Below are 18,446 nucleotides of genomic sequence, written 5' to 3'. Positions count from 1 at the left end.
TCAATTATCAGACCGGCTATAGAGTCCTGCCCGTGGTGAATCATCAGGACGAGACCAGGACGGCCTACGACGGTGTCGTCGAGCTGTACGCATCGCTGTTCGCAAACCGGCTGGAGACACAGCCTTTCTCCCGGGCCATGATCGGCACCTTCGCCGAACTGGTGCGCGCGACAGGCAACCCGCGGGCAGCGGACGTCGGGTGCGGGCCCGGACATCTGACAGCCATGCTGCACGAACTGGGCCTGGACGCCTTCGGACTCGACCTTGCCCCCGGCATGGTCGACCACGCCCAGCGGGCCCATCCGGCGCTGCGCTTCCAAGAGGCGCGGATGGAATCTCTGCCGATCGAGGACGGCGCGCTCGGCGGCGTACTGTCCCACTACTCGATGATCCACACCCCTCCGGGGGAGCTGCCGGAGCTGCTCTCCGAACAGGTACGCGTCTTGGCGCCGGATGGCCTGCTCCTGGTCTCCTTCTTCGGGACCGTGGGACAAGAACCGGTCCGCTTCAACCACAAAGTGGCGCCCGCCTACAGTTGGCCAGCAGATAGCCTCGCCGAACTGCTGGCCGATGCCGGGCTCGATCCCTTCGCCCGGCTGCTCCACGATCCGGCCTCTGAACGGGGTTTCCTCGACGCCCACCTGCTGGCCCGCCGCTCGTAGGTCCTGCCCGGCAATACCCGCCAGATGTCGGCGCGTATCCGGGCTGCCAGCTCGACGGACGCACGCTGATCCGACGGGAATTGTCAGACAGGCCCTAGTACCAAGGGCGGGCATCATGTGCGGGCAGCGGACGCAGCTGCGGCCAGCGTTCGAGCAGCCGGCCGGCCAAGGCCGAACTGAGACGGCCGACGGCGTGCAGGTGATCGTGGTCGCGGGTCATGTCGGCGACCACGCCCAGGCGGTGGACGAGCCGCTCACGGGCGGAGACATAGCCCCACTCGAAGTCCTCGGCGGGCACCCGGGCGAGCTGGTCGGCCGTCCCGCGGTGAGCCCGCTCGACGAGCGCGTCACCCTGGATCAGCCAGCCCGCGCACGCGTCGGCGAGGTCACCCGGCAAGTCCCTCCCGGTGAGGTGGCGCCAAGTGGTCCGGTAGACGTCCTCGACCTCCGTGAGGGGAGCCGCAGTGACCGACATGGCACACCAGCAAGTGGGGAAGCCGATGCGAAAGTAGGCCAGCTCGATCAGGCCGTTGCCGAGCGAGGCGCGCTCGAAGTCAACGAAGCGGACACCGTCGGCGGTCCGCAGATCATTGCCGGGGCACGGGTCACCATGCAGCAGCGCATGGTGCGGGGAAGGGTCCAACCGCTCCAGGAGAGCATCGAGTTCATGGGGAACCGCGGACGGTACGGGCACGTCGAGCGCCCTGGCCAGAGCGAGGAAGGACTCCGCGTCGGTGGCCGTGGGCCCCGACCAGGCCGGTAGCGCGCCCGCATCGGCGGGCCCGGTCAGGGCGTGCAGCCGGGCGAGCGCCTCGGCGTACCCCGGCATCCAGTCGTCCGTCTCGCCGAGGTCGTCCAGGTGCTCGAGGACCATCACCCGCGAGGGCAGGTCCGTGGCGAGCACCGCGGGGGCCACGGCGGGTCCGGAGGCCCGACCCGCCAGGCGCAGCCCCGCGACCTCCCGCGCGAAGCGCGTGTTCGCGTCGGCTCCCGTGTCCCCACCGTCGGTGATCTGCTTGACGATCACCAGCCGCCGGTCGGCCAGCCGCACCCGCCACACCCGTGACCGCGGACTGCTGTCCAGGAGCTTGGTCTGCTCGGGAGTTCCCACGCTGGAGAGCAGCGCCTCATTGAACGGAACACGGTTCAGCATGCCGACGAGCGTAGCCGTCCTCACCGCGCCCCCATGCCTGCTGATTTCGCAGTAACTTTGCCCGTATACAACGGATTTCGTTCTTAAGAAATGAGCCTACGACTGGATAGCATGCCGTGCAGGCAGTTCCGGTCCGAAATCCGAAGATCCACGGTTGGGGTTCTGCATGCCCAGATTCAGTGATCACGAGCTTGGAATGAACCGGAAGGTCACGCGTCGTGACTTCCTCGACGGGGTAGCGGTCACCGCTGTCGGTGCGGCCGCGGCGATGGCACTCCCCAGCGCGGCGCAGGCCGCGCCCAACGCATCGCACGGGCACGGGCACGGTAGGCCGGGCGCCCCGTACCCGCCTACCGCGACCGGCCTGCGAGGCCAGCAGCCGGGTTCGTACGATGTGGCGCACGCCGTACGTGACGGTGCGTTCGCACCCGGCCGGATATCCGACACCCGTGAGCACTACGACCTGGTGGTGGTCGGCGGCGGCCTCAGCGGACTGGCCGCCGCACACCTCTACCGCAAGCACGCCGGTCCGAGGGCCCGCGTCCTCGTTCTCGACGCCCTCGACGACTTCGGCGGGCACGCCCGTCGCAACGAGTTCCACGTCGGCCGCACGCAACTGCTCTCCAACGGCGGCACCGTCAACATCGACACCCCCAGCACCTGGTCGCGTGGGGCCCGGGACCTGCTCACGAAGGATCTCGGCGTCGATCTGAAAGCGCTGGAACCCACGGTCAAGGGCGACGCGTACGCGCGCTACTCCCTGCGCAGCGGCACCCTGTTCAACTCCGAGCGCTGGGGCAAGGACCGCCTGGTCTTCCGCGAGTCCGGCGAGTCCTGGGCGTCGTACGCGACCAGGCTGCCGATGAGCGACGCGAGCCGGGCCGCACTGGTTCGCCTGTACACGACGACCGAGGACTTCTACCCCGGGCTGACGGACGCTCAGAAGAAGGAGATCCTCGCCCGCACTCCGTACGAGGTCTATCTGCGCGAGAAACTCGGCCTGGACGACGACGCGCTGGAGATCGTCAAGCGGGGCACCAACGGCCTGTGGGGCGTGAACGTCGACCACGTCGCCGCGGCCGACGCGTGGGCGACCGGACAGCCGGGTTTCGGCGGCCTGGGACTCGAGCACACCCCGTGGCCGGGCGCCGGTCTGACGCCGCTGATGCACCTCGCCGAGACCGAGGAGGACGGCAACTTCTACTTCCCCGAGGGCAACGCCTCGCTGGCCCGGCTGCTGGTCAGCAAGCTCGTCCCCGATGCCTTCGACGAGCGCCGGCCGGACTGGCGGGAGATCGTCACCGCGAAAGCGGACTACGGCCGCCTCGACAGCCGGGACAACCATGTCCGTATCCGGCTGGCGAGCACGGCCTTCCAGGTCCGCAACGACGGCAGGCACGGCGCGGTGGTCGACTACTCCAAGGGCGGTCGAAGTTATCGGGTCCGGGCCAAGGGTGTGGTCATGGCCTGCTGGAACTCCGTCTCCTCGTACGTCGTGCCCGAACTGCCGGAGGAGCAGGTCACGGCGATGCGCTACGGCACGAAGGTGCCGCTGGTCTACGCGAGGGTCGCGCTCCGCGACTGGCGCGCCTTCGCCCGCGCCCGCGTGTCCCGGGTCAGCACGCCCTCGATGTTCTTCTCCGGCTTCGGCCTGCCCACGGTCACCGAGATCGGTGACTTCACGATGCCGCATCGCCCCGAACTGCCCACCGTGGTCTCCCTGTCGGCGACGCCCGGCTCACCCGGCCTGACCTGCCGCGAGCAGCACAAGGCGGGTCGCCGTACGCTGATCAGGATGCCGTTCGAGGACTTCGAGCGTGAGATCCGTGACTCGATGACCCGCTCTCTGGGTGACTACGGCTTCGACCCGGCACGCGACATCACGGCCATCACGGTCAACCGCTGGGCGCACGGGTACGCCTACGAGTACAACTCTCTCGACGACCCGTCCTTGTACCAGCCCGAGTCACAGCGGCCCTACGCCCGGGCCCGCCGCCCGGTCGGACGGATCGCCATCGCGAACTCCGACGCCGAGGCGTTCGGCTACACACACGCCGCGTTCGACGCGGCCATCCGCGCTGTGGCGCACCTTCTCTGAGCCGACGGCTAGGGCCTGTCGTTTGGATCAGGCCGGCTGCAAGAGACCGCGCCCATCGACCTACCCGAGCGGGGCGTGGTGCGTGCAGCTGCAAGGCGGAGGAGGGCGACAGGGCGGAGCCCTGGCAACCGACGACAACGCCGCAGATGTGCGTGCCACGCCCCGCGACGCCGGCATGATCCAAACGACAGGCCCTGGGTGAGTCCCGTGCCGTGCGGCGGTACGGGACCGCGTACCCGGACGAGCCGGACGCCGGGCCGACGCGGCTCCACGGCTCCATGGACAGTCGCCAACCTGCTGTGATGTGATCCGTGCGGCGGACGGACGGGTCCGTCCCCCTCAGGCTCGAAAGTTCCGTACACATGCAGAAGACCAAGGCCGCACTCTGGGAATTCCTCCAGGGGCTCGGCAAGACGTTCATGCTCCCGGTGGCCCTGCTCGCGTTCTGCGGCATCATGCTCGGCATCGGCTCCTCCCTGTCCAGCGAGGCGGTCACTGACAACGTTGCCTTTCTGCAGGGCGAGGGCTGGCACCTCGTCTTCACCTGGATGGCCAACACCGGTCTGGTCGCCTTCACGTTCCTCCCGGTGCTCTTCGCGATGGCGATTCCGCTCGGTCTCGCGCGTGAGGACAAAGGGGTGGCGGCCTTCTCCGGTTTCGTCGGCTTCGCCGCCATGAACCTCGCGGTGAACTTCTATCTCACCGCGAAGGGCGTCGACTTCGAGGACGAGAAGGCGATCGAGCACTACGGCATAGCCGACGTGCTGGGCGTGCAGTCCATCGACACGGGACTGCTCGGCGCCGTGGCCGTTGGCATCGTTGTCAGCCTGCTCCACCGCCGCTTCCGCACCCAGCGGATGCCTGACGCGCTCGCCTTCTTCGGCGGGCTGCGCTTCGTCCCGATCGTCTCCGCCCTGGTCCTGAGCGTGCTCGGTCTCCTCATCCCGCTGGTCTGGCCGACGTTCAACGGCTGGATCACCGCGGTGGGCCGGGGCATCGGGCACACGGGGGTCTTCGGGCCCTTCTTCTTCGGCATGGGAGAGGTCCTGCTGCGGCCGATCGGGCTGCACCACATCCTCGTGGCCATGTTCCGCTTCACCGACGTCGGCGGTGCCGGAACCGTGTGCGGCGACCATGTCTCGGGCGCACTGAACATGTTCTACGCCCAGCTGGACTGCTCGGCCGCGCCGGGCTCCGCCGTCACGGACGCGACGCACTTCCTCTCCCAGGGCAAGATGGCGGCCTACCTGGGCGGTCTGCCGGGCGCCGCGCTGGCCATGTACCACTGCGCGAAGCGCCGGATGCGCCCGGAGATCAAGGCCCTGCTCGTGTCCGGCGTCGTGGCCTGCGTCGTGGGCGGCATCACCGAGCCGCTGGAGTTCCTGTTCCTCTTCGTCGCCCCGTGGCTGTACGCCATCCACGCGGTCCTCGTCGGTCTCGGGTTCCTCACGGCGGCCGTGCTCGGCGTCTACATCGGGAACACCGACGGCAACGTCATCGACTGGCTGGTCTTCGGTGTGCTCCAGGGCTCGACGACCAAGTGGTACCTGGTGCCGGTCATCGCGGCGGTGTGGTTCGCCGTGTACTACTTCCTCTTCCGCTGGGCCATCAGGCGCTTCGACCTCAAGACCCCCGGCCGCGAGGACGACCCGGAGGAGGGCGCCGAAGAGGGCGCGGAGCAGCGGGACGAGGAGGACGGTGCGGCGCCCGCCGGCTCCGCCGACAAGGCCGCGCCCCCGCGTGAGCTGGTCGCGGGCAAGTACGACGCCGTCGCCATCCTCGACGCGATCGGCGGCGCCGACAACATCCGGTCCCTGGACAACTGCATCACCCGCCTGCGCATGACGGTCGAGGACGCCGAACGGGTCGACGAGGCCCGGCTGAAGAAGCTGGGTGCCGTGGGGGTCATCAAGCTCGACGCCCACAGCGTGCAGGTCATCATCGGCCCGCAGGTGCAGTCGGTGAAGGACGCCATCGCCACGATGATCCCGGTGGGCTGACCATGGCCTCGTCACCGCCCTACGACTTCGACACGCCGGTGGACCGGCGCGGCACCTGGTGCACCCAGTGGGACTACGTCCAGGACCGGTTCGGTGTGCCGGACCTGCTGCCCTTCACGATCTCCGACATGGACTTCGAGACGGCCCCGGAGATCCTGGCCGCGCTCCGCGACCGCCTGGACCACGGAGTGCTCGGTTACTCGCGCTGGCGCCAGAGCGACTTCCTCTCCGCGATCACGCACTGGTACGCCACGCGGCACGCCACGGAGGTGGACCCGGGGTCCGTCGTGTACGCCCCCTCCGTCGTCTACCAGGTCTCGCAGTTGCTGCGCCTGTGGTCGCGGCCCGGTGACGGCGTGGTCGCGCACACCCCGATGTATGACGCTTTTCCCAAGACGGTGGCGGCCAACGGGCGACGGCTGCGGGAGTGCCCCCTGGACGACTGGGCGGAGTTCGAACGGCTCCTGGCGCTCCCCGACACGGCCGTGCTGCTCCTGTGCTCGCCGCACAATCCCACGGGCCGGGTGTGGTCCGAGGCGGAGCTGGACCGGATGGCCCGGCTGTGCGCGCGGTACGGCGTCGCGGTCATCAGCGACGAGATCCACTGCGACCTGGCGTACGCCCCGCACGTGCACCGCCCGTGGGTTCGACATGGCGGCGAGGGCCGCTGGGCCGTACTCAGTTCGGCGTCGAAGTCGTTCAACATCCCTGCACTGACCGGGAGTTACGGGATCATCGGCGACGCGCCCTCCCGCGAGGCGTATCTGCGGCAGCTCAAGGACGCCGACGGCCTCTCCTCCCCCGCGGTGTTGTCGCTGGTCGGGCACATCGCCGCGTACCGCAGCGGGGCACCCTGGCTGGACGCCCTGCGCGGGTATCTCGCGGGCAATCTCGTGATGGTCGCGGACCGGCTGCGCGCGGCGTTCCCGGGGCTGGGCTGGGAACCTCCGCAGGCCGGGTACCTGGCCTGGATCGATCTGCGCCCCCTCGGGATCGACGACGACGCGCTCCAGCGCGAGTTGGTGGAGGTGGAGAAGGTGGCCGTCATGCCGGGGGCCGCCTACGGCTCCCCGGGGCTGGTGCGGCTCAACGTCGGGTGCCCCCGGTCCAAGGCGGAGGCGGGCGTCGAGGCGCTGGTGCGGGCGGTGCGGCGGATCGCACCCGATTCCCAATGAACATGGTTTTCATGTAGCGTCTGGGACCGGCCCTCCTCCGTCGCGCGTCGGGCGCGCGGAAATCCGTCGGCCGTCTCCCGAGAGGACCCTTCCCATGGCCGTTCCCAAGCGCAAGATGTCCCGCAGCAACACCCGCCACCGCCGCGCCCAGTGGAAGGCGAGCACGCCCGCCCTCGTGCCCGTGACGGTGGACGGGGTGACCCACCGGGTCCCGCAGCACCTGGTGCCCGCCTACCGTCGGGGGCTGCTGCGGCCGGAGGACTGAGAGAGGACCACGGGGGCTTCCCCCCGCCGCCACGCCCCCGCGTTGCAGCAGCCCATGTCCCGGCGGACACTGGCCGGGACTGGCAGCCTGCCGGAGAGGGCCTGGACGATGGGTGACTACGCGGACCTTCCTGGTGTCAGGACCTGGTACGAGAGCGAGGGGACCGGCGATCCGCTGGTCCTGCTGCACGGCGGCTTCTGCACCAATGACACCTGGGGAGCGCAGCGCGCCGATCTCGCCGCCGCGTACCGTGCCCTGCTGCCCGAGCGGCGCGCGCACGGGCACACCCCCGACGTCGACGGGCCGCTGACGTACCAGGACATGGCCGACGACACGGTGGCGTTCCTGGAGACGGTGGTGGATGCGCCCGCGCACCTGGTCGGCTGGAGCGACGGGGCCGTCGTCGAGCTGCTCGTCGCCCTCGCCCGGCCGGACCTGGTGCGCCGGGTCGTGCTGATCGGGGCCAACTTCCGGCCCGCCGGAGAGTGCTTCGTCGAGCCGGGCATGCTCGACGCGATGACGCCCGACAGCCCGGACATGGCGTTCTTCCGCGAGATGTACGAGGCCGTGTCGCCGGACGGTGCGGACCACTGGCCGGTGGTGGCGCTGAAGGTGATCGACATGTGGCGCACCCAGCCGACCCTCACCACACGTGAGCTGGGCCGGGTCACCGCGCCCACCCTGGTCGTGGCCGGCGACGACGACCTGATGACGCTGGAGCACACGACCGCCCTGTACCGCGCGCTGCCCGACGCGCGGCTGGCCGTGCTGCCCGGCGCCTCCCACCTGGTGCCGCTGGAGAAACCGGCCCTGGTCAACGGGCTGGTCCTGGACCACCTCGGGCAGGAGGCGGCGGTCGAGACGATGATGCCGATCCGCCGCCGGAGCGGGTGACCCGCCGTCAGAACCGGGCGACCGGATCGAGGGCCAGGGCGGCGAACGTGGCCAGCCAGTGGTCGGTGGTGAAGTCGCCGCGCTCCACCGCCGGCATGCCCGCCGCGAGGTGTGCCTCCGCCGCCGCGTCCAGGCGGGCGCGGACCGGGCCGTCGGGCAGGGCGTCCGCGAGGGCGCGCAGCGCGGCCGCGCGGCTGAGCGTCAGTCCGAGCAGGTGGCCGATCTGCGGGTCGGCGTGGTCGGAGACCACCGGCACCTCCAGCGGCGGGCAGGGCGCACCGGAGGCGAGCGCGGGCAGGAGGCGGTCCAGCCATGCCGCGAACCGGTCCGGCGGGAGCACCCTGCGCATCGCGTCGGCCTCGGTCAGCGCCGGGGACAGGAAGTCCTGCCCGGACGGTTCCCATTGCGCGGGCGCGTCGTGGTCGTCGGCGAACCAGGTGAGCAGACGTTCCCGGACGGCCCGGTCGGTCTCGGCGGACAGTTCCCCCGAGTCGAGCGCGAGGCTCAGGGCGAACGCGCTGTTGGGGTGGTTGCCGTGGCGTACGGGATAGGTGGCCTTGGGCAGCCAGCCGGCCAGCAGCTCGTCGACCGCGGTGACGGCGGGGGCCAGTGCCTCGGCCCAGCGGGTGCCCGCCGCTCCGCCGTGGGCGCGGCACTCGGCGGCCAGGGCGAGCAGCCACGCCCAGCCGTAGGGCCGCTCGAAGGAGGGGTGGTCGCGGAGATAGGTCGCCTCGACGGCCAGGTTGTCCGGAGTGAGGTGGCGGTCCAGGGCGTCGAGGGCCGGTGCGGTGTCCGGCAGTTCGGGGGTGCCGCCGTGGCGGCGGAGCAGTCGGACGAGCAGCCAGTGCATGTGTACCGACGAGTGCCAGTCGTAGGCGCCGTAGAAGGCGGGGTGCAGGGAGCTGGGCGCGGGGTTCTCCCGCGCGGAAGTGATCAGGTGGGCCGGGAAGTTGGGGTACTCGCGGGTGATGTTGGCCAGGGCGATCCTGGCGAACGGGGCCGCGTGGGCGCCGAGCGGCATCAGTGGGTGGCTCCTTCGGTGACTTTCAGGTCGTGCTCGGCCGGGGTGCGGGCGGCGGTGGCCAGCAGGGCGCGCAGACCGTGGGCGACGGTGGCGGGCGGCAGGGAGGGGGCGGTGCCGTCGGCGACCTGTTCCGGCGCCCAGGGCACGTGCGCGAATCCGCCCCTTACGTGCGGGAACTCGGTGGCTATGAGGTGGCCGAGGCCGTAGGCCACGTGGTTGCAGACGAAGGTGCCGGCCGTGTTGGAGACGGCGGCCGGGACGCCCTCCTCGCGCATCGCGGCGACGCACGCCTTGACGGGAAGGGTGGAGAAGTAGGCGGCGGGGCCGTCCGGGACCACCGGTTCGTCGATGGGCTGTGCGCCGGCGTTGTCGGGGATGCGGGCGTCGTCGACGTTGATGCCGACGCGTTCGACGGTGACGCCGGGGCGGCCGCCCGCCTGGCCCAGGCAGAGCACCAGGTCGGGGCCTGCCGCCCGGACGGCGTCGCGCAGGGCGTCGAGGGACTCGCCGAAGACGCAGGGCAGTTCGGCGGCGGTGACGGTGAGCCCGGCGGGCGGTTCGGCGGCCACCAGGGACGCCGCCTGCCAGGACGGGTTCACGCGTGCGCCGCCGAAGGGGGCGAAGCCGGTGATGAGGACGCGGGTCATGGGCGTTCCTTGCCGTACGGGTCGGATGGCCGGGATCAGAAGGCGAAGAGCGCCATGATGACGGTGCAGCAGCCGAGCAGGGCGATGCCCGTCGGCAGCTGTGCCTTGATCGGGCCGTACTGGTCTTTCAGTTCGAGCAGTGTGGCCGGGACGATGTTGAAGTTCGCGGCCATCGGGGTGCACAGGGTGCCGGCGAACCCGGCCAGCATGCCGATGGCGAGGACGGCCGGCTCGTTGCCGTGCATCTGCTGGATCAGTACGGGCCAGCCGATCGCCGCCGTCATGACGGGGAACGCGGCGAACGCGTTGCCCATGATGACGGTGAACAGGAACATGCCCACGCAGTAGGCGATGACGGCGAGGTACTTGGAGTCCTCCGGAAGGACCTTGTTCATGATGTCGCCGACCTGATCGCCGACCCCGGCGACGGCGAAGATCGAGCCCAGCACGGCCAGCAGCTGGGGCAGCAGCAGGGCGGAGCCCATCGCCTCCAGCATGGAGCGGCCGGAGTGGACCGGGACGGACAGCTTCTTCTCGCCGGTGACCAGCATGCCGACGACGAGCGCGACGACGCAGCCGAGGCCGAGTCCCAGGAGGGTGGCCTTGCCGGTCTCGAACAGGCCGGACTCGTCCAGCACGGAGGCGCAGACGATGGCGACGAGCGGGATGGTCAGCGCCGGGACGAAGATCTTGTTGCCGAGCCGGGCGGCGGAGGCCTCGCGCTGCTCACCGGTGGTGGTGACCGGGACGCCCTTGCCGAGGAAGTTGAAGCCGGCGAGCACGATCAGGGCGAGGACCGCGACGCCGAGCGGTTCGGCGGGCAGGGTCCAGTCGCCGTTCTTCGCGGTGGCGTTGGCGACGCCGGTGCCGTAGGGAAAGGTGAGGCCGAGCAGTCCCCAGAACGCGGCGGACGTCCACCGCTTGGGGTTGCTGCGGTCGGCGGCCATCTGCACGGCCATGACGACGAAGACGAGACCTATCAGCCAGTAGAGCCATTCGACCTTGATCACTTGTCGGCCCCCTCGGGAAGCGGCAGGTCGTGTTCGGCGGCGGCGACCGCCATCTCGCGCTCCAACTGCCGGTCCATCAGCAGCAGCCGGGCACCGTGGATGACGAAGGCGCAGACGGCGAGCGGGATCGCCCACAGGGCCAGCTGGGTCGGTTCGATGTCCTGGTGGTACGTCGAGTTCACGAAGCCGGTGATCAGGAGGATCGAGCCGATCGCGATGAAGCAGTCCTCGCCGAAGAAGACACCCACGGTGTCGGCCGACGCCGAGTAGGAGCGCACCTTCTCGCGCCACCGCTCGGGCAGTTTGGCCCCCGTGGAGCGTTCGGCGGCGGCCTCGGCCATGGGCGCGACCAGGGGCCGCACGGTCTGGGCGGGGCCGCCGATGCTGTTGAGCCCGAACGCCGCGGTGACCTGCCGGACCAGCAGGTAGACGGTGAGGAACCGGCCGGCGCTGAGCCTGCCCAGGCGTCCGATGAGGTTACGGGCCTGTTCGCGCAGGCCGTAGCGCTCCAGCAGGCCGATCACCGGAAGCACGATGGCGTAGACGGTGACCGAGCGGCTGTCGGCGAAGGACCGGCCGAAGGCCGCGAGGACCTCCAGAGGGTCCATTTTGCCGAGCAGCCCGGTGACGATACCGGCGACGCCCACCACGAGGACGGGGTTGCGGCGCGTGACGAATCCGAGGATCACCACGACCACACCGAGGAGAACGATCATTCGGTGGCCTTCTTCAGGCATGAGGGGGCGGGGCAGCACGGATCCGGAGCTTTCGGGGCCGTGGCTTCAGCGGTCCCCGGACCATAGCTCCAGATACGTGGCAGATGCACGGACACTAGCGATCGTTCAACGATCTAACAAGAGGTGGATTCTTTCCGTCCGCCCGGACGGCGCCATCGGCGTCTTGTCGGATCGTTCAACGATCGTCTACTTTCGGCGTGTGATCGACCTCAACGCAGACCTCGGCGAGGGCTTCGGCCGCTGGACCCTCACCGACGACGACGCCCTGCTCTCCGTCGTCACCAGCGCCAACGTCGCCTGCGGCTTCCACGCGGGCGACCCCTCCGTGATGCGGCGCGTCTGCGCCCTCGCCGCCGAGCGCGGGGTCCGGATCGGGGCGCAGGTGTCCTACCGCGACCTGGCAGGCTTCGGACGGCGCGCCATGGACGTACCGGCGGGCGAGCTGGCGGCCGAGGTGGCCTACCAGATCGGCACGCTCAGGGTGTTCGCCGAGGCCGCCGGGTCCGAGGTGGCGTACGTGAAGCCGCACGGCGCGCTCTACAACCGCACCGTCCACGACGCCGAGCAGGCCCGTGCCGTCGTGGCGGGGGTTCGGCTGGCGGGCGGCGCGCTGCCCGTGCTGGGTCTGCCGGACTCGCGGCTGCTCGACGCCGCCGGGGAGGCAGGGCTCTCCGGTGTCCCGGAGGCCTTCGCGGACCGCGCCTACACCGGGCGGGGCACCCTCGTCCCCCGCGGCGAGGCGGACTCCGTGGTGACCGACGCGGACGCGGTGGTCGGCCGCGCGCTGGGGTTCGCGGTGCGGGGCGAGGTCGAGGCGGTGGACGGCACGACCGTCGCGGTCGCCGCCCGTTCGCTGTGCGTGCACGGCGACACCTCAGGCGCGGCCCGGATCGCGGCGCGGGTGCGCGAGGCACTGGAAGCGGCCGGGGTCGGCATCGGGGCGTTCGCATGACGGGCGCCCGGGCCCGCTCGGCCCGCCCCGCCGGGCGCCGCGCGCTCCTCGTCGAACTGCCCGACGCCGAACACACCGCGGCCTTCCACGCCGAAGTGCTGCGCCGGCGCGCCGCCGGGACCCTGCCGCCGGTGACGGAGGTGGTGCCGGGGGCGCGGACCGTGCTGCTCGACGGGGTGCCGGACCCGGAGGCGCTGGCCCGCGAGGTCACCGGGTGGGAGGTACCGCCGGTCCCCGACGACGAAGGGGACGTGGTGGAGGTTCCCGTGCGCTACGACGGTCCGGACCTGGCCGACGTGGCGGCCCTGTGGGGGGTCGCTCCCGACGAGGTCGCCGCCCGCCACTCCTCCCAGACCTACCTTGTCGCGTTCTGCGGGTTCGCACCCGGCTTCGGCTATCTCACCGGCCTGCCCCCTCGCCTCCATGTCCCCCGCAGGGCCACACCGAGGACCCGCGTACCGGCCGGCGCGGTCGCGTTGGCCGGCCCCTACAGCGCGGTGTACCCGCGCTCCACGCCGGGCGGCTGGCAGCTGATCGGCACCATGCCGGACCCGCGGCCGCTGTGGGATCCGGCGCGTGAGCGGGCGGCGCTCCTCACGCCGGGGACCCGGGTGCGATTTGTCACAGCGGACGGCGCCTCGACGGAGGCAGCCGCATGACGGCCAAGTTCACCACCGTGCGCGCCGGGGCGCTCACCACCGTGCAGGACGCGGGCCGGCCCGGCCACGCCCACCTCGGCGTGCCACGCTCCGGAGCACTGGACGCGCCCGCGATGCGCCTCGCCAACCGGCTGCTGGGCAACGATCCGGACGCCGCCGTCCTGGAGACCACGCTGACCGGGTGCGCCCTGCGGCCCGACCGCGGCGTCACCGTGGTCGTCGGCGGTGCGCCCTGCCCCGTGACCGTCGACGGGCGACCCGCCGCCTGGGGCGCTCCGGTGCGGGTGCCGGCGGGCGCGGTCCTGGACGTGGGGGCGGCCACCACGGGGGTCAGGTCGTACGTGGCCGTCGCCGGGGGCATCGCCGCCGACGCCGTCCTCGGCAGCCGCTCGACCGACCTCCTGTCGGGGCTGGGGCCACTCCCCCTGCGGGACGGCGACGTCCTCCCGGTGGGCACGCCCGCACGAACGGTGCCGTCTCCCGTGACCGCCGCCTGGCCCGGTCCGCCCGCCGTCCTGGTGCTGCCGGTACGTCTGGGCCCCCGCGCCGACTGGTTCTCCCCGGCCGCCCTGCGCACCCTCGTGTCGGCCGCCTACCGCGTCTCGCCGCACAGCAACCGCATCGGCCTGCGCACGGAGGGGCCGCCGCTGGAACGCGCCGCGACCGGCGAACTGCCCAGCGAGGGCATGGTTCTGGGCGCCGTTCAGGTCCCCCCGGACGGGCGCCCCGTGATCTTCCTGCACGACCATCCGACGACAGGGGGTTACCCGGTAGTCGCGGTCGTCGCGGAACGCGCTCTCGCGGCGGCGGCGCAGGCCGCGGCCGGAACCCCGGTGCGTTTCACGCTCGGCTGACGGCTTCCCGCCGCCGACGCCCTATGGCGTACGCGCGTAGACCTCGGGCACCATCGTGCTGCACCGCATGCTCAACCACCCCACAGGAAGCATGACGTTCTGCATGGAGGTTCCATCATGAGGTCTCCAACCACGCGTGTCCGCGCGGTCGTCACGGCGCTCGCCCTGGTGGCCGCACCGGGCGCGGTCGTCGTCGCCGGCGCCGGCGACGCCTTCGCGGCCACGAAGATCAGTCACGCCACCGCCACGTCGATGTTCCGCGACGTCGGCATCACCTGGTCGTCCTCCGGCAACTGCTCCAACCGGAACAACGGCACGTGTACGTCGTTCGACCAGCTCAACCGAGCCACCGCGCAGGGCGCGCAGACCCTCAAGCGGGCCAGCGGGTGCGCGCTGAACATCACCGGCGGTACCGAGACCGGGCACGCCTCCGGCACCTACTCGCACTGGAACGGCTACAAGCTCGACTTCAGCAAGTACACCTGTGTCGGCAACTACATCAAGAACACCTTCACCTACATCGGCGTGCGCGGCGACGGCGCTCCGCAGTGGCGGTCCGGTTCGGGCAACGTCTACGCCGACGAGGGCAACCACTGGGACGTCACCTACTACAACTGTGGCGGCTGCTGAGCCGTGACCGCGGTCGGCAGGGGGAGGCGCAGTGCTTCACGTGGACTTCGACGAGGGCGCGTTGGCCCGGATGGGCGTGGCCCGGGGTGCCGACCCGTTGTGGGAGACGGTGCTGAGCCTCCACCTGCTGCAGAACAACCAGGAGCCCCTGGCCTACGATCCCTGGCGCCGCGAGGTGCGCGGCGCCCTGCACCGTGGTGGACTCGCCGACGACGTACGGGCGTTGATGCGGCTGTGCCCGCCCACCGGGTACTTCCCGGACTTCCTGACGCCCGGTCGCGGTGACCTGGACCTGGCGGAGGGCGTGGACCGGGTGCGTTCGACGCCCCGGAGCAGACTCGTCGCCGAACTCACCCGGCTCTGCGCGGACCTGCGCGGCCCGGTGCCGCGCAGTGTGCGGTGGGTGGCCTCCGGGGACGCGACCGCGCTGCGCTGGCTGGGCGGCACGCTGCGCCGCTACCACGCCGTGGCCGTGGCACCGTACCTGCCCGTGATCCGTGCCCGGGCCGGGGAGGACCGCGCCCGGCGTGCCGAGGCGGCGCTGAGCGGTGGCGCCGAGGCCCTGCTCGCGAGCTACACGGAGCTGCCGGGCTGGCGGCAGGACGGCACCCGGCTCGCCGCCCCCTACCCCGAACCCCGGTCGCTCAGGCTGGGCGGGCGCCCGCTGACGCTGGTGCCCGCCTTCTTCTGCGTACGGACCCCGCTGGCCCTGGTGGACGAGTCGCTGCCGCCGGTGCTGGTGCACCCGCTGCGCCCGCCGCCGGGCTGGCTGCCGCGCCTGCGCGCCGGTGCGGCGAGACCGTCCGTCGCCCAGCTGACCGGGCCGTCGCGGGCCCGGATGCTGGAGTCGCTGGAGACACCGATGACCACGACGTCCCTCGCCGCGGCGCTGTGCCTGGCACCGTCCACGGCGAGCCGCCACGCCGCCGTACTGCGTGAGGCGGGGCTGGTGGCGACCCGCCGCGAGGGCAACCGGGTACTGCACCGGCGTACCGCGCTGGGGTCGGCGCTGCTGGACGGGGCCGTTCAGCAGGTGGGCACGCCGGGGAGCCAGGAGTCGGCGACGTCGATGAAGATGTTGGAGACGTAGCCGCCGTAGTCGGGCAGGTAGGACCAGGCGTCGTTGCTGTAGCCGTCGTAGTTCACCAGCTCGCCGTGCACCTGGCAGCGGACCCGGACGGTCGTCGGTCCGGGCAGGCTCGCCACCCGGGTGGAGCCGGTCGTCGCCTGCTGACGGATGCTCACGTCGGTGCCCCAGGTCGGGAACGACGTGGTGTCGCCGCCGGCGTCGGTCCACAGGTAGGTGACGGTCACCCAGCCGTTGTCGTTGAGGCCCACGTTGTAGAAGGTGCCGTCGGCCAGGTCGATGCCGGCCGGGTTGGCGACCTGCCGGCCGAACTCGTCGCGGCCGCCGTTGTAGCCGTCCTCGTACGCCGCCTGTGCCTCGGGCAGGCCGCGCGGCAGGTCCTTCCACTGCTCGCGCTGCGTGGAGGGGTTCCAGTGGTCGTCGTGCGTGTTCCACGGGCCGACGTCCCACACGGGCGCCGTCTCGCAGCGGACGGGACCGCACACCTGCACCGAGTATTGTCCGCTGCCCTTGGGCGACAGGGCCCTTCGGGAGGGGAGCGCCACGAAGTGGTCGTTCTCCTTGATGACGTGGCCGTTGGCCGTGGTGTGGCCGACCAGGCCCTCGCGGGTGGCGTAGACGCGGGCGGAGAAGGCGGCGGCCGTCGGCGTGGACCCGGCGGAGACGCTGCCCGTGTCGTCCGCCGTCAGGGTTAGGGCCCGCACGGCGGCCGTGGCCTCGCCCTCGGCGTTCCACAGGGTGAGCCGGGCCTGGACGTCGACGACGTCGCGCGGCAGTCGCGCCGGGCTGCCGGCCGCCGCCCGCCGCCACTCGGTCCAGGTGCCGTCGGCCGCCCGTCCGCGCACGTCGACCTCGACGTCCGCCGCCTCGGGCACGGTCGCGTCGAGGTCCACGCCGACCCGGTCCACCGGCCGTTCCACGTGGTGGGTCTCCAGGACGGCGGAGGCGTAGCCGCGGTCCCGGTCCAGGGAGGCGGGGCTGACCGAACCGTCCCGCACCCGCAGGGCGCCCTCGCCGTACCGGACGTTGACGTCGTCGCCGCCGGCCGGGGACAGGTCGGGGCGCCAGGACTCCGAGGCGGGCGGGGAGGCGCCGTCGGCGGCCGGGGCCGGGGCCGCGGCCAGTGCCGTGCCGGCGAGGGCGAGCAGGCACACGGTGCCGGTCAGGACACGCGTGGGACGCGGTCCGCGGCGCGGGCGCGGGGTGGGAGGGGTCAGCATGTGGGCACTCCTGGGAGCCAGGCGTCGTCGACGTCGATGAAGATGTTGGACACGTAGCCGCCGTAGTCCGGCAGGTACGACCAGGCATCGTTGCTGTAGCCGTCGTACTCGACGAGGCCGCCGTGGACCTGGCAGGCCACGCGGACGGAGGTCGGTCCGGGCAGACTCGCCACCCGGGCGGAGTCGGTCGACGGCTGCTGACGGACGCTCACGTCCGTGCCCCAGGTCGGGAACGGGGTGCCCGTGCCGCCGTCGTCGCCGCGGACCAGGCTCATGTAGTAGGCCCAGTCCCAGTGCGGGCCGGGGTCGGTGTGGTCGTTGCCGGGCACCTCGCTGTGGCCGACGATGTGCGCGCGGTCCCGGGGGATGCCGTACTTGTCGGTGAGGTGACGGGTCAGTGCAGCCGACGAGCGGTACATGGCGTCCGTGAACCAGGCGGGGTCGCTGACGTACCCCTCGTGTTCCACGCCCACGGAGTAGGGGTTGGCCGAGCGCGCGTGCCAGGCGGTGTCGCCCTCGCGGACGCTCTGGGTGATCTGGCCGTCGGAGGACCGCACCACGTAGTGCGCGCTGACCTTCGCCGACGGGTTCTGGAACCAGCTGATGGAGCCCGCGTAGGAGCCCTGCGTGACATGGACGACCACCGTGGTGATCGCCGAGTTGCGGCCCGCGTTGTAGTTGCCGGAGTACGCCGGGTTCCAGAGGGCCGGCGGGTAGTCGGCGGACGCGCTCGCCCCGGCGCCGGTGTCGGTGTCGGTCCCGGCGTACTTTCCGCGCTGGGGCCGGACCTCGCGCGGGGCGACGGTGACCTGCTCGCCGCCGTCCACGTGGGTCCGGACGCCGTCGCCGAGGGAGTCGTAGACGGCGTCGGCGTACAGGCGCGCGGCGGCGTCGCTTCCGGAGGCTCCGTAGCGGGCGGCGACCGGGTACCAGGCGCCGAGGCGGTCCCGGTCCGCGGCGTCGAGACCGGCCTCGTCGGCCAGGGCGCGCAGCACGGCGGCGCCGCCGTGGATGTTGGCGTCCGTGTCGCGTTTCAGGTCGGCGACGCTCTCGCCGGTGAGGCGCGCGGCCTGTTCCAGGGTGTGCCGTTCCGGGTTGCTGACCAGGTGCATCATGCCGTAGCCGTTGTCCTGGCTGGGCAGGCCGTCGTGGCCGTCCAGGCGGGTCTCGCCGTAGCCGACGGCGACCAGCAGGTCCCGGGGGACGTCGTAGGCGGCGGCCGCCCGTTCGAACGCCTGGTTGACGGAGGTGCCGGGTGCGTTCGGCGCGGGTGCGGCGGCGGCCGGGGACGGCTGGCCGGTGAGGGTCAGGGCCGCCGCGACGACCGCGGCGCACAGGGCGGTTCTCGCGCGTCCGACGGGGAGTGAGGAGGACATGTG

Annotated in this window: 18 protein-coding genes; 11 read left to right on the top strand and 7 right to left on the bottom strand. The window is 71.8% G+C overall.

The window, feature by feature from the left end; all coding sequences use genetic code 11:
* The first annotated feature begins 32 nt into the window (after window positions 1–32).
* On the top strand, window positions 33–662 hold the full coding sequence (locus ACFC1X_RS15520) for a class I SAM-dependent methyltransferase (RefSeq protein ID WP_376353433.1): 630 nt from the start codon (window positions 33–35) through the stop codon (window positions 660–662).
* Window positions 663–756: 94 nt separating this feature from the next.
* Here the strand turns inward: ACFC1X_RS15520 and ACFC1X_RS15515 are convergent, their stop codons facing one another.
* Window positions 757–1,815, bottom strand: a complete 1,059-nt coding sequence (locus ACFC1X_RS15515) for a phosphotransferase family protein (protein WP_376353431.1) — start codon at window positions 1,813–1,815, stop codon at window positions 757–759.
* A 196-nt stretch (window positions 1,816–2,011) separates the two neighbouring features.
* Between ACFC1X_RS15515 and ACFC1X_RS15510 the strand changes: the two genes are divergently transcribed.
* The 5 genes from ACFC1X_RS15510 (at window position 2,012) to ACFC1X_RS15490 (ending at window position 8,247) form a co-directional block, all read left to right on the top strand.
* A complete protein-coding gene (locus tag ACFC1X_RS15510) occupies window positions 2,012–3,913 on the top strand; it encodes an NAD(P)-binding protein (protein WP_376353428.1) in 1,902 nt (633 codons plus the stop codon).
* Window positions 3,914–4,275: 362 nt separating this feature from the next.
* Window positions 4,276–5,913, top strand: a complete 1,638-nt coding sequence (gene malX, locus ACFC1X_RS15505; RefSeq protein WP_376353425.1) for a maltose/glucose-specific PTS transporter subunit IIBC — start codon at window positions 4,276–4,278, stop codon at window positions 5,911–5,913.
* A 2-nt stretch (window positions 5,914–5,915) separates the two neighbouring features.
* Window positions 5,916–7,088: a MalY/PatB family protein gene (locus tag ACFC1X_RS15500; RefSeq protein WP_376353422.1), complete on the top strand. Its 1,173-nt coding sequence runs from the start codon at window positions 5,916–5,918 to the stop codon at window positions 7,086–7,088.
* A gap of 94 nt (window positions 7,089–7,182) precedes the next feature.
* Window positions 7,183–7,353 carry a 50S ribosomal protein L32 gene (rpmF, locus tag ACFC1X_RS15495; RefSeq protein WP_125491536.1) on the top strand — a complete coding sequence of 57 codons (171 nt, stop codon included), beginning with the start codon at window positions 7,183–7,185 and terminating at the stop codon, window positions 7,351–7,353.
* A 108-nt stretch (window positions 7,354–7,461) separates the two neighbouring features.
* Window positions 7,462–8,247 (top strand): alpha/beta fold hydrolase, encoded by a 786-nt coding sequence (locus ACFC1X_RS15490; RefSeq protein ID WP_376353418.1) that lies wholly within the window; start codon window positions 7,462–7,464, stop codon window positions 8,245–8,247.
* Between the two features lie 7 nt (window positions 8,248–8,254).
* Here the strand turns inward: ACFC1X_RS15490 and ACFC1X_RS15485 are convergent, their stop codons facing one another.
* The 4 genes from ACFC1X_RS15485 to ACFC1X_RS15470 are packed head-to-tail and all read right to left on the bottom strand — an operon-like array spanning window position 8,255 to window position 11,644.
* Window positions 8,255–9,268 (bottom strand): DUF2891 domain-containing protein, encoded by a 1,014-nt coding sequence (locus ACFC1X_RS15485; RefSeq protein WP_376353416.1) that lies wholly within the window; start codon window positions 9,266–9,268, stop codon window positions 8,255–8,257.
* Complete coding sequence (gene pcp, locus ACFC1X_RS15480; protein WP_376353413.1) at window positions 9,268–9,918, bottom strand: pyroglutamyl-peptidase I; 651 nt, start codon at window positions 9,916–9,918, stop codon at window positions 9,268–9,270. The genes ACFC1X_RS15485 and pcp overlap by 1 nt, the downstream gene beginning before the upstream one ends.
* A 35-nt stretch (window positions 9,919–9,953) precedes the next feature.
* Window positions 9,954–10,928, bottom strand: a complete 975-nt coding sequence (locus tag ACFC1X_RS15475) for a DUF979 domain-containing protein (protein ID WP_355829995.1) — start codon at window positions 10,926–10,928, stop codon at window positions 9,954–9,956.
* Window positions 10,925–11,644 carry a DUF969 domain-containing protein gene (locus ACFC1X_RS15470; RefSeq protein WP_376353410.1) on the bottom strand — a complete coding sequence of 240 codons (720 nt, stop codon included), beginning with the start codon at window positions 11,642–11,644 and terminating at the stop codon, window positions 10,925–10,927. Before ACFC1X_RS15470 ends, ACFC1X_RS15475 begins: the two co-directional genes overlap by 4 nt.
* A 220-nt stretch (window positions 11,645–11,864) precedes the next feature.
* On the opposite strand from ACFC1X_RS15470, the gene ACFC1X_RS15465 reads away from it, so the two are divergent.
* The 5 genes from ACFC1X_RS15465 to ACFC1X_RS15445 all read left to right on the top strand — a co-directional run bounded on the left by ACFC1X_RS15465 (window position 11,865) and on the right by ACFC1X_RS15445 (window position 15,850).
* The gene (locus tag ACFC1X_RS15465; RefSeq protein ID WP_376353407.1) at window positions 11,865–12,617 is read left to right on the top strand and encodes a LamB/YcsF family protein; all 753 of its coding nucleotides are present in this window, start codon (window positions 11,865–11,867) and stop codon (window positions 12,615–12,617) included.
* Entirely contained in the window at window positions 12,614–13,276 is a 663-nt protein-coding gene (locus tag ACFC1X_RS15460) for an allophanate hydrolase subunit 1 (protein WP_376353405.1), read from the top strand. Before ACFC1X_RS15465 ends, ACFC1X_RS15460 begins: the two co-directional genes overlap by 4 nt.
* A complete protein-coding gene (locus ACFC1X_RS15455) occupies window positions 13,273–14,130 on the top strand; it encodes a biotin-dependent carboxyltransferase family protein (RefSeq protein ID WP_376353403.1) in 858 nt (285 codons plus the stop codon). The genes ACFC1X_RS15460 and ACFC1X_RS15455 overlap by 4 nt, the downstream gene beginning before the upstream one ends.
* Window positions 14,131–14,247: 117 nt before the next feature.
* Window positions 14,248–14,760 carry a hypothetical protein gene (locus tag ACFC1X_RS15450; protein WP_376353400.1) on the top strand — a complete coding sequence of 171 codons (513 nt, stop codon included), beginning with the start codon at window positions 14,248–14,250 and terminating at the stop codon, window positions 14,758–14,760.
* 31 nt (window positions 14,761–14,791) lie between these two features.
* Window positions 14,792–15,850: an ArsR/SmtB family transcription factor gene (locus ACFC1X_RS15445; RefSeq protein ID WP_376353398.1), complete on the top strand. Its 1,059-nt coding sequence runs from the start codon at window positions 14,792–14,794 to the stop codon at window positions 15,848–15,850.
* On the opposite strand, the gene ACFC1X_RS15440 is transcribed toward ACFC1X_RS15445, so the two are convergent.
* The gene (locus tag ACFC1X_RS15440; protein ID WP_376353396.1) at window positions 15,787–17,067 is read right to left on the bottom strand and encodes a hypothetical protein; all 1,281 of its coding nucleotides are present in this window, start codon (window positions 17,065–17,067) and stop codon (window positions 15,787–15,789) included. The genes ACFC1X_RS15445 and ACFC1X_RS15440 overlap by 64 nt on opposite strands.
* Window positions 17,061–18,443, bottom strand: a complete 1,383-nt coding sequence (locus tag ACFC1X_RS15435) for an N-acetylmuramoyl-L-alanine amidase (RefSeq protein WP_376353393.1) — start codon at window positions 18,441–18,443, stop codon at window positions 17,061–17,063. Before ACFC1X_RS15435 ends, ACFC1X_RS15440 begins: the two co-directional genes overlap by 7 nt.
* Window positions 18,444–18,446 lie beyond the last annotated feature (3 nt).

The sequence above is a fragment of the Streptomyces sp. NPDC056128 genome, from assembly GCF_042263835.1.
Taxonomy (GTDB): Bacteria; Actinomycetota; Actinomycetes; order Streptomycetales; family Streptomycetaceae; genus Streptomyces.
This window is presented reverse-complemented; position numbering and strand designations above follow the sequence as displayed.